The following is an 8,528-nucleotide window of genomic DNA, read 5'->3' as shown; positions in this document are numbered from 1 at the left end:
ACCGGCAGCCGCGGCGGGCGTCACGGTCCCGGGACCGCCGGGCAGCAGCTGCGTGGCCGGCGCGGCGTCGTCGTGGCCGAGCGCGCGGAGTCGCTGCGCGGCCTCGGCGGCGGAGGGTCGCTCCGCCGGGTCCTGCGCGGTCATGACGTGCAGCAGCGTGCGCCACGCGGTGGGCAGGTGCTGGTCGATCTCCGGGCCACGGGTCAGGCGCGCGGTCGCGGACTCGACCGCGCTGCCCGGGAACGGCTGGCGGCCGGTCAGGCTCTCGAGGAGCATCAGCCCGAGCGCGTAGACGTCGGCCTTGCCCGTGATCGGCTGCGCGAGGACCTGCTCCGGCGCGATGTACGCCGCCGTGCCCATCACCGTGCCGGTCTGGGTGGCCCGGGCGCCGTCCCGCAGCAGGGCGATGCCGAAGTCGGCGAGCTTGACGTGCACGCCGTCGCTCTCGAGCAGCACGTTCGCGGGCTTGACGTCACGGTGCACGATGCCCTGCGCGTGCGCCGCTGCGAGGCCGTCGGCGACCTGCGCCCCGACACCCGCGGCGGTCGACCGGTCGAGCGGTCCCTCGCGCAGTCGGGTCGCGAGGTCGCTGCCCGGGACCAGCTCCATCACGAGGTACGAGTCGCCGTCGACGTCGTCGAGCGCCGCGTCGTAGAGGGTCACGAGCGCCGGGCTGCGGAGCGCCGCCAGCGTCTGGATCTCCGCCTCGGCACGGGCACGTTCGCCGTGGTCGACCGCCCCGATGCGGAAGACCTTGACCGCCACCTCGCGGCCGAGCTGCTCGTCGACCGCCCGGTAGACGGACGCCATGCCGCCGTGCCCGAGCGTTCCCGTGACGCGGTACCGACCGCCGAAGACCCGTTCTTCCATGCGGGGCAACCTACCGGGGCGACCTGACGGGTGGCGCACCTCGGCGGAGTGCCGTCAGGTAGAACCGGTGCGCCGTGATCACCAGGGCGAGCCAGGCGAGCCCGAGCGCCCACGCCGCCAGCACGTCGGTGAGCCAGTGGTGCCCGAGGAACACGCGCGAGATGCCGACCGAGACGACGAACGCCGTGCCCGCGACGATCGTCCACACCCGGGTCACGAGCTTCGACTGCCGGAGCAGCAGCAGGTAGACGATCGTCCCGACGATGACCGTCGCGTTGAGCGTGTGCCCGGACGGGAACGACGGCGAGTGCTCGTACGGCGGGACGGCGTCGGCGAGCGGCGGTCGGGCGCGGCCGATCAGGTCCTTGCCCGCGACCGTCATCAGCAGCGACCCGCCGGAGGCCGCCACGAGCAGCACCACCGGCGTCCACGCACGACGCTGGATCGTGAACCCGACGAGGAACCCCAGGGCGACGATCGGCATCCCGATCGTGCCGGCGACGTCGGTCCACCAGGTCACGAGGGTGTCGGCCGTCGGCGACCGCAGCGTCAGCATCCAGTCGAGGACGGGCCGGTCGAGCACGGCGACGTCGTCCGCCTCGCGCACCGCGTCGTAGACCTCGGACGCCACCCAGGTCGCGGTGACGGCCACCCCGATGCCGATCGCGAGGGTGGCCACGAGCAGCGGGAGGGCGCCCCAACGGTGGCCGAGCGCTGCCCAGCCGGCCGCCGTCGCCCGTCCGGCACGGGTGCGCCACGTCGTGAGGTCGACGGTGCCGACGCGTTCGTCGGGGGCCTCCGGGTGATCGGTCTGCATCGACCCACCCTGCCCGAACCCGGGCGTGCAGGTGCGGTGCACACCGCGGCGACCGCCGCCGGGCACCGGGACCGGGCACTCGGTCCCGCACGCCGTCGTCCGGTCAGTCCTTCGCCGCGCCGTAGTCGTCGACGACCGCCACCGACAGCGGGAACACCACCGGGAAGTCGCGGAACAGCAGCCGCCCGGCATCGGCCGCCGCGGCCCGCACCTGCTCGGCCACCCAGTCGGCGTGCTCGGCCGGGGTGTGCACGACGATCTCGTCGTGCACGAAGAACACCAGGTGCGGGCCGTCCGTCACCGGCCCCGGGAAGCGTTCGGCGAGCCGCGAGCGCAGCGACCCCATCCACGCGAGCGCCCACTCGGCCGCCGTCCCCTGCACGATGAAGTTCCGGGTGAACCGGCCCCAGCTCCGCGCCCGTGACTCGACCGCGCGCTGCATCGCCGGCGTCCCCTCGACCGTGTACGCCTGGTTCCGCGCCTCGAACCAGGCGGCGTCCGGCACCGGGGACGTCCGGCCGAGCAGGGTCGTCACGGCCTCGCCCCGCTCCCCCGCCCGGGCCGCCCGGCTGACGAGTCCGAGGGCGGCCGGGAACGCCCGCTCGAGCCGCGGGACGAGCCGCCCGCCCTCGCCCTGGGTCGCCCCGTACATCGCGCCGAGCATCGCACCCTTGGCCTGCTGCCGGGTCTCGACCGCACCGGAGGCCACGACGCCGTCGTACAGGTCGCGCCCGTCCCCGGCCGTCGCCATCGCCCGGTCGCCGGACATCGCCGCGAGCACCCGGGGTTCCAGCTGTGCCGCGTCGGCCACCACGAGCTTCCAGCCGTCGTCGGCGACCACGGCGGCACGGATCCCCTTCGGCAGCTGCATCGCTCCCCCGCCGTCTGCGGCCCAGCGCCCCGTCACGACCCCGCCGACGAGGTACTTCGGGTGGAAACGACCGTCCTGCACCCACTCGTCGAGCCAGGTCCAGCCGTTCGCGGTCAGCAACCGGGCGAGCCGCTTGTACTCGAGCAGCGGTTCGATGACCGGGTGCTCGATCTCCTGCAGCTCCCACTTCCGCGTGCTCGTGACCATCAGGCCGGCCCGACGGAGGGCCTTCAGCACGTCGGCGGGTGAGTCCGGGTTGAGCGACGGGTCGCCCAGCCGGTCCCGCACGACGGCCGCGATCTCCTCGAGTCGTCGCGGTCGCACCCCGTACGGCACCCGTGGGCCGAGGGCGTCCTCGAGCAGGCGTTCGTGCACGTCCGCACGCCACGGTAGCCCGGCGTGGAGCATCTCCGCCGCGACGAGCGCACCCGCCGACTCCGCCGTCACCAGGAGTCGCAGCGCGCCGGGCGCGGTGGACGACGCGACCGCGTCGAGCTGCGCGCGCAGCTCCGCCACCGGGTCGAGCGCGTCGTCGGGAGGCGACACGTCGAAGAGCGCGTCGTCGAAGAGCCGGGCGTGCGTCGGTCGGGCGACCCGCGCCTCCTGGACGGGTGCGTCCCACCCGTCTGCCGGCGCCGCGGCGAGCGCGGTGCCCCGCGTCGCGAGCGCGGACCGCAGGATGCGTCGGCAGAGCCGCAGGTCGATGCACCGGCCGACACGGCCGCCCGCTCGGAGCACGGCCGGGTACCAGCGCGCGGTGTCGTCCCACACCCAGCGCACGTCGGGTGCGTCGCGGGCCGCGACGAAGGCCGGGAGGCGCGGCTCGTCCACGCGGATCGGCTCGCCGTCGGCGGTCCCCGCGTCGGTCAGGGGCGTCACGAGGACGCCACCGTCGACGCGGCGGAGGACGAGGTGCACGGAACGATCATGCCGTGCGCCACCGTCAGTGCCTCACACGGTCGGTGCGGTGGCTGCCGGTGTCACTGCTCGGGGTCGCGGCGGCGGTCCCGGCCGGCCGCGTCACCGGGACGCACGGCGGCGGTGTCGGCGACGTCGATGCGGACGTCGCCGTCGTCGGCGCGGGACACCTCGACGCGTGGGTCGGCGTCGTGCTCGTCGGAGCCTGACATGCGTCGGAGGGTGTCCTGCCGGCGGGCTTCGAAGGACATGTCGACTCCGTCGTCGAGGTGGTCACGGTCGGGCTTCGTCATGGGGCCGACCGTACGCGGTCAGCAGAGCGGGACGTTCACCGCGAGCCCGCCCATCGCGGTCTCCTTGTACTTCGTGGACATGTCGGCCCCGGTCTGGCGCATCGTCTCGACGACCTGGTCGAGCGACACGTGGTGCACGCCGTCGCCCCGGAGCGCCATCCGCGCCGCGTTGATCGCCTTGTTCGCCGCGATCGCGTTCCGCTCGATGCACGGGATCTGCACGAGTCCGCCGATCGGGTCGCAGGTGAGCCCGAGGTTGTGCTCCATCGCGATCTCGGCGGCGTTCTCGACCTGCTCGGGCGTCCCGCCGAGCACCTCGGCGAGCCCGGCGGCGGCCATCGACGCCGCCGACCCGACCTCGCCCTGGCAGCCGACCTCGGCGCCGGAGATCGAGGCCCGTTCCTTGTAGATCGAGCCGACGGCGCCGGCCGTCAGCAGGAAGCGCACGACGGTGTCGTCGCGGTTTTCCGCGGTGACCGTCGGGACGTAGGTGAGGGCGTAGTACAGGACGGCGGGGATGATGCCGGCAGCCCCGTTCGTCGGTGCCGTGACGACCCGGCCGCCCGTGGCGTTCTCCTCGTTGACGGCCATCGCCATGAGGTTCACCCACTCCATCGCGAAGAGCGGGTCGTGCTCGGGGTCGTCGGCGGTGAGCTGCTCGAACCAGTTCGCGGCGCGGCGGCGCACGGTGAGCCCGCCAGGGAGCGTCCCGGAGCGGGCGACGGACCGCTCGACGCAGGACTCCATGACGTCGTGGATGCGCAGGAGGCCGGCCCGGACGTCCTCGGTGCTGCGTGTGGCGGTCTCGTTGGCGAGCGCGATCCCACTGACCGGCAACCCGTTCGCCGCGCACGCCGCGAGGAGCTCGGCGCCGCTCGAGAACGGGAACGGCACGGCGTCGTCGACGGGGATGGCAGCCTCGGCGACGTCCCCCTCGGAGTCGTTCGTGATGAAGCCGCCACCGATCGAGTAGTAGGTCTCCTCGGCGAGCACCGCGCCCGAGGCGTCGGTGGCACGGAGGCGCATCGCGTTCGGGTGGCGGGGCAGCATCGTCAGGGGGTGCAGGACGATGTCCGTCAGCCGGAACGGGACGGTCGCGCCGCCGGCGAGTCGGAGCCGACCCGTGTCCTCGAGCTCGGCGAGCGACGCGCCCATGGCGTCGGGGTCGACGGTCTCGGGGTCGGAGCCCATCAGACCGGCGACGACCGCGCCGAGCGTCCCGTGGCCCTGGCCCGTCGACGCCAGCGAGCCGTACAGGTCGACGGCGACCGACGCGACCGGGGTTCCGGCCAGGCGGGACGCGAACGCGCGCCCGGCCCGCATCGGCCCGACGGTGTGGGAACTCGACGGACCGATCCCGATGCTGAACAGGTCGAAGACGGAGACCGGCATCCCGCCACACTAACCCGTCCGGACGGGTGGGCGATCAGCGACGCGAGCCCTGGTTCGGCATGAGGATCCAGAGGACGACGTAGGCGATCCAGAGCGGCCCGGGGAAGAAGCTCAGGATCACCCAGGCGACGCGGACGAGGGTGCGGGACCAGCCGAAGCGGTCGGCGATGCCGGCGCAGACCCCGGCGAGGAGACGGCCCGTGCGAGGGCGGATGAGTGTGGTCATGGCCTCGACGCTACGGAGGTTCCGCCCGGCATCGCACCCGGGGGACACCCCGATCCGAGGTGGGGACAACCCCACCCCCGCACCGCATGCATTGGTGGACCGCTCCATCGCCGTGGACATGGGAGACTGACGGCATGCCCATCCTCAACAAGGACATGCAGGTCTGCATCTCGCTCGCCGCGCGACCGAGCAACATCGGCACCCGGTTCCACAACTTCCTCTACGACGAACTCGGGCTCGAGTTCGTCTACAAGGCGTTCACCACGACCGACCTGCCGGGCGCCGTCACGGGCATCCGGGCGCTCGGGATCCGCGGCTGCTCGGTGTCGATGCCCTTCAAGGAAGCGATCATCCCCCTCGTCGACGTCGTCGAGGAGTCCGCGGCCGCAATCGAGTCGATCAACACCGTGGTGAACGACGACGGTGTGCTCACCGCGTCCAACACCGACTACGAAGCGGTGGCGTCGCTGCTCGCCTCGCACGCGGTCGACCCCGGCCGGAGCGTGCTCCTGCGTGGCTCGGGCGGGATGGCCAAGGCGGTCACCGCGGCGTTCCGCGGCGCGGGCTTCGACCGCCTCACCGTGCTCGCCCGCAACGAGCAGGCCGGGCCCGCCCTCGCCGCGCAGTACGGCTACGAGTGGGTCGCCGACGAGCGGGACGCGCCCGACGCCGACGTCCTCGTGAACGTCACACCCCTCGGGATGCGTGGCGACCAGCAGGACACGCTCGCCTTCGACCAGGACCGGATCGACGCCGCGACGACCGTGTTCGACGTGGTCGCGTTCCCGTCCGAGACCCCGCTCGTCCGCGCCGGGCGCGCTGCCGACAAGCAGGTCGTCACCGGCGCCGAGGTGATCGCGCTGCAGGCCGCACGGCAGTTCGAGCGGTACACCGGCGTCGCGCTGACCGACGACCAGGTCCGACGGGCGAGCGAGTTCAGTCGCCGCGAGGCGTGATCGGCTGGTCGGTGTACCGCATGCCCATGCGGGAGCGGACCTCGTCGAGGGTCACCTCGGCGATCTCGTTCGCCCGACGGTTGCCGGCGGTCAGCACCTCGGCGACGATCGACGGGTCGCGTGCGAGTTCGGCGCGACGGCGTCGGTGCGCGGCGAAGCGCTCGTTGACCGCCTCGACCGCGACACGCTTCACCGCCGCCGCGCCCGCTGAGCCGATCTCGTCCGCCAGTTCCTCCGGGGTCGTGCCCGTGCAGAGCGCCGCCGTCGTGAGGAGCGCTGCGATCCCCGGACGGCGCCCCGGATCGAAGGTGACGTGCCGGTCGCTGTCCGTCCGTGCCCGTCGCACCACCGCCGCCGTCTCGTCCTCGGTCATGCCGAGCGCGATGGCGTTGCCGTAGCTCTTGCTCATCTTCCGCCCGTCGACCCCCGGCACCTCCGGGGACGTCGTGACGAGGGGCTCCGGCTCCGGGAACACCTCGCCGAACCGGTCGTTGAACCGCCGCGCGATCGTCCTGGTCATCTCGACGTGCGGCAGGTTGTCCTTGCCCACCGGGACGAGGTTGCCCTTGCAGAACAGGATGTCGGCGGCCTGGTGGACCGGGTAGGTGAGCATCAGCCCGCTGAGCGTGCGACCGGAGGCCTGGAGCTCGGCCTTCACGGTCGGGTTGCGGTGCAGCTCCGCCTCCGTGACGAGGCTCAGGAACGGCAGCAGCAACTGGTTGAGCGCCGGCACCGAGGAGTGCGTGAAGATCGTCGTCGCAGCCGGGTCGAGTCCGGCCGCGAGGTAGTCGAGCACCGCCTCGTGCACGTTCGAGGCGACGTCGCCGGCGGTGTCCCGGTCGGTGATGACCTGGTAGTCGGCGAGCACGAGGAAGGTCTCGACGCCGCGCCCCTGCAGCGCGATCCGTTCGGCGATCGTGCCGAAGTAGTGCCCGAGGTGCAGGCGACCGGTCGGCCGTTCGCCGGTCAGGACGCGGAACCGATCGGGTCGGGCGCGGATCCGCGCGTCGAGGTCGTGCATGCGGTGCTGTGTGGCGGTGAAGGTGTCCACTGGAGTTGCCCTCTCGAGAGAAAGGGCTGCACGACGGTCCTGCGGGTCTGCGAGCTGCCGTGCAGCCCGCGACCATGCGTCAGGAGGCTGCTACCGCAGCCACCACGAAGAACGACGTGTACGCATGCAGCGGATCGTAGCGCGGTCACATCCGGAGTGACACCCCTCGGCGCCGTCCACCGTCCAGCGCCCGGCACGACCCCGCCACGGGTGCCGGGGTCGCCTACGCTGGTCGGATGCTCTCCCGACGTGACGCCGCCGTCCGGCTCGACATCCCCCTCGAGATGGCGACCCGACACGGGATCCCCGCACGCCTCAGCGAGGCCGAGCTCACGGCGATCGAGCAGGACCCGCCCGCCTGGCTCGTGCAGTCCCGAGCGAACCGCACCGGCACGAAGAAGGTCTGGACGCGGCTCGAGTGCGTCGTGTGCGGCTACTCCGAGGAGGCCCGTCCGAAGAAGTGGTGGCCCGACTGGGACCACCTGATGTGCGACTACCACGAGCCCTACCAGGCGCCGGACCCCGCCTCGGGCGCCACCCGGCACGAGGTCGAAGGCATCGGCAGCCGCTTCGTCGCGCTCGTCGACACCCGGCCGTAGCGCGGAGCACACCCGAACCTCGCACCGAGCTGCACCCGCGCCGCGCCCTGATCGTGCACCGTCCACGACGGAAGGCACGGTACCCACCGGCACCGCGCCTCCCGTCCTGCCCTCACACGGCGCCCACCGGCGCCGTCACGCGGCTGGGTCAGTCGACGGCGTCCCCGATGGCGGCACCGACCCCGGCCGCCGCCACGACGGCGCCGGCCCAGGCCACCGCTGCCGGGGTGGCCGCGACGGGACGGAGGCCACGGAACGTGGTCGCCTCGTCACTGTCGAACGGGACGGCGTCGAGCTGTCGTGTCTGCTGCATGCGCTGCTTCCTTCCTCGATGTCCTGGTGATCAGTTCCCGACGGCCTCTTCGACCGCGTACGCGGCGACCGCACCCGTGAAGACCGAGGTGGCGGCGAGCGCTGCGAGCGGGGTCGCGGCGAGGGGCTGCTCCGGTGCGAACCGCTGCCCGCGGTCGCTGTCGAACGCGATGTCGGCGATGGTGGTCATGCTGGATTCCTTCCGTTCTGCGATGGTGATGGT

At 72.9% G+C, this 8,528-nt stretch carries 11 protein-coding genes; 2 read left to right on the top strand and 9 right to left on the bottom strand.

Translation table 11 applies throughout. From position 1 onward, the window contains the following. The 6 genes from ACNQOV_RS01445 to ACNQOV_RS01420 all read right to left on the bottom strand — a co-directional run. On the bottom strand, window positions 1-870 hold an 870-nt coding region (locus tag ACNQOV_RS01445; RefSeq protein ID WP_416393032.1), incomplete at its 3' end, for a serine/threonine-protein kinase. Between the two features lie 10 nt (window positions 871-880). Next, entirely contained in the window at window positions 881-1,687 is an 807-nt protein-coding gene (locus ACNQOV_RS01440; RefSeq protein WP_031261065.1) for a phosphatase PAP2 family protein, read from the bottom strand. 103 nt (window positions 1,688-1,790) lie between these two features. Beyond that, a complete protein-coding gene (locus ACNQOV_RS01435; protein ID WP_416393031.1) occupies window positions 1,791-3,476 on the bottom strand; it encodes a bifunctional 3'-5' exonuclease/DNA polymerase in 1,686 nt (561 codons plus the stop codon). 62 nt (window positions 3,477-3,538) lie between these two features. Continuing rightward, entirely contained in the window at window positions 3,539-3,769 is a 231-nt protein-coding gene (locus tag ACNQOV_RS01430) for a hypothetical protein (RefSeq protein ID WP_022905503.1), read from the bottom strand. An 18-nt stretch (window positions 3,770-3,787) separates the two neighbouring features. Then, window positions 3,788-5,161 carry an L-serine ammonia-lyase gene (locus ACNQOV_RS01425; protein ID WP_416393030.1) on the bottom strand — a complete coding sequence of 458 codons (1,374 nt, stop codon included), beginning with the start codon at window positions 5,159-5,161 and terminating at the stop codon, window positions 3,788-3,790. Window positions 5,162-5,195: 34 nt separating this feature from the next. After that, window positions 5,196-5,387 carry a PspC domain-containing protein gene (locus ACNQOV_RS01420; RefSeq protein ID WP_022905505.1) on the bottom strand — a complete coding sequence of 64 codons (192 nt, stop codon included), beginning with the start codon at window positions 5,385-5,387 and terminating at the stop codon, window positions 5,196-5,198. A gap of 134 nt (window positions 5,388-5,521) precedes the next feature. Between ACNQOV_RS01420 and ACNQOV_RS01415 the strand changes: the two genes are divergently transcribed. Continuing rightward, window positions 5,522-6,343 carry a shikimate 5-dehydrogenase gene (locus ACNQOV_RS01415; protein WP_416393029.1) on the top strand — a complete coding sequence of 274 codons (822 nt, stop codon included), beginning with the start codon at window positions 5,522-5,524 and terminating at the stop codon, window positions 6,341-6,343. Here the strand turns inward: ACNQOV_RS01415 and trpS are convergent. Beyond that, window positions 6,324-7,364: a tryptophan--tRNA ligase gene (gene trpS / locus ACNQOV_RS01410; RefSeq protein WP_416393028.1), complete on the bottom strand. Its 1,041-nt coding sequence runs from the start codon at window positions 7,362-7,364 to the stop codon at window positions 6,324-6,326. The two genes, ACNQOV_RS01415 and trpS, sit on opposite strands and share 20 nt — an antisense overlap. 266 nt (window positions 7,365-7,630) lie before the next feature. On the opposite strand from trpS, the gene ACNQOV_RS01405 reads away from it, so the two are divergent. Continuing rightward, complete coding sequence (locus ACNQOV_RS01405) at window positions 7,631-7,993, top strand: hypothetical protein (protein ID WP_022905508.1); 363 nt, start codon at window positions 7,631-7,633, stop codon at window positions 7,991-7,993. Window positions 7,994-8,141: 148 nt separating this feature from the next. On the opposite strand, the gene ACNQOV_RS01400 is transcribed toward ACNQOV_RS01405, so the two are convergent. After that, on the bottom strand, window positions 8,142-8,306 hold the full coding sequence (locus tag ACNQOV_RS01400) for a hypothetical protein (RefSeq protein WP_156794816.1): 165 nt from the start codon (window positions 8,304-8,306) through the stop codon (window positions 8,142-8,144). Window positions 8,307-8,336: 30 nt separating this feature from the next. Further along, window positions 8,337-8,495, bottom strand: a complete 159-nt coding sequence (locus tag ACNQOV_RS01395; RefSeq protein WP_156794815.1) for a hypothetical protein — start codon at window positions 8,493-8,495, stop codon at window positions 8,337-8,339. Window positions 8,496-8,528: the final 33 nt, after the last annotated feature.

The organism is Curtobacterium sp. LFS084 (assembly GCF_047977705.1).
Classification (GTDB): domain Bacteria; phylum Actinomycetota; class Actinomycetes; order Actinomycetales; family Microbacteriaceae; genus Curtobacterium.
Note: the sequence above shows the minus strand (reverse complement) of the source record. Positions and strands in the feature narration are given on the sequence as shown.